2 pseudogenes are annotated in these 1,223 nt (G+C 67.8%); both read right to left on the bottom strand.

Annotated elements, in window-relative coordinates:
• Positions 1-465: pseudogene (locus L995_RS32770) on the bottom strand (hypothetical protein); the annotation flags it as partial.
• 190 nt (positions 466-655) lie between these two features.
• Positions 656-1,223, bottom strand: a pseudogene (locus tag L995_RS04725) (hypothetical protein); the annotation flags it as partial.

Below are 1,223 nucleotides of genomic sequence, written 5' to 3'. Positions count from 1 at the left end.
GGTCGGGGCCTTTCCATCGGCCGCGCGCTGGCCCGCCTGCGCCTGCAGCTCGGCCAGGGCGGCCTCTGCTGCTGCGGCACGGGCGGTCTCGCGCTCAGCCTCAGACTTCCAGCGCTGTTCGCCCTGGCGTGCCTGTTCCAACTTCTCGTAGGGGATGGTGTGCTTGCCATCCTTGGCCAGCACCACGGCATGTGCCGGGTCTGGCTCAGCCGGCGCAGCATCGCCCCCGGTCTTCGCTACCGCTTCCACAGCGGGTGCAGCAGGAGTGTTTGCCGGATCAGTGGCGGTCGCTGGCGCGCCGCCGGGTTCCTCGGACGCTGCCGAGGTATCGCCATGCAACCCAGCGTTGAGCATCTGGGTCAACTGATCGGCCGACAATTCGCCGCCCGCGCTTTCAAAAGAATCCTGTTGTGATGTCGTCATGCCTGTCCCGCCACATATCGCCGTGGCCGCATGGGCCAGCAATCCGGAGCAGCGCCTGGGCGCCGCGCCATCTGCTCTTGAATCCGCAGCGCCGAAGCGCCGCAGTCATCGCCACAGCGACACGCGCTCCGGCTTGGAAGCAGTGTCAAAAAGCGGGAGAGGAAAGGCCAACCCTAGACAGAGTGGCAATGAAAACGCCGCCCGAAGGCGGCGCTGGCCGAAGCCAATGGATTCAACTGCCCTGCGGCAGGTTGTCGTCGGGCGCGGCAGTCTCGATGCCCTGCATGCCGCGCGCCGGCTCCTGAGGGATTGGCGGGAATGCGGGGCTGGTGTTCTCGCGCACCTGGGCGATGTCGCCGGCCGCGCCCGGACCGCCAGACTGCGGCGCTGGGCCGCCGGCCGCAACGCCAGGCACAGGAAAGTTCGGGTCGTCGCCGCCTGGATTGGGCTTCTGGTAGCCAGCGCCCTGCATGATGGCGTCGGCAATGGGCGCGATGGCAGGATTCATGGCTACCTGGGCCCCGCCCTGCATCGCCGAGAAGGCGGCCTGCACGCCCACCTGTACGGCGTCGGCCATCACCTTCTTGATCTGAGCATCCGTGAGGCGCTCCTTCATCTCCAACTCGCGCGCCTTGAGGTCGTGCCCGGCCTTGGACAGCGCGGCCTGCACCTCCTGCTGAATCCGCTGCTCGACCTGCTCCGGACTCTCCTGGGAGCCGGCCGCGCGCAGGGCTTCGATGATCTCGCGCTTGTAGGGCGTGTCCATGAGCGCAACCATGTAGGGCATGGCGGCCTGCTGG

The organism is Delftia sp. ZNC0008 (genome assembly GCF_000799035.1).
Classification (GTDB): domain Bacteria; phylum Pseudomonadota; class Gammaproteobacteria; order Burkholderiales; family Burkholderiaceae_C; genus Comamonas; species Comamonas tsuruhatensis.
This window is presented reverse-complemented; position numbering and strand designations above follow the sequence as displayed.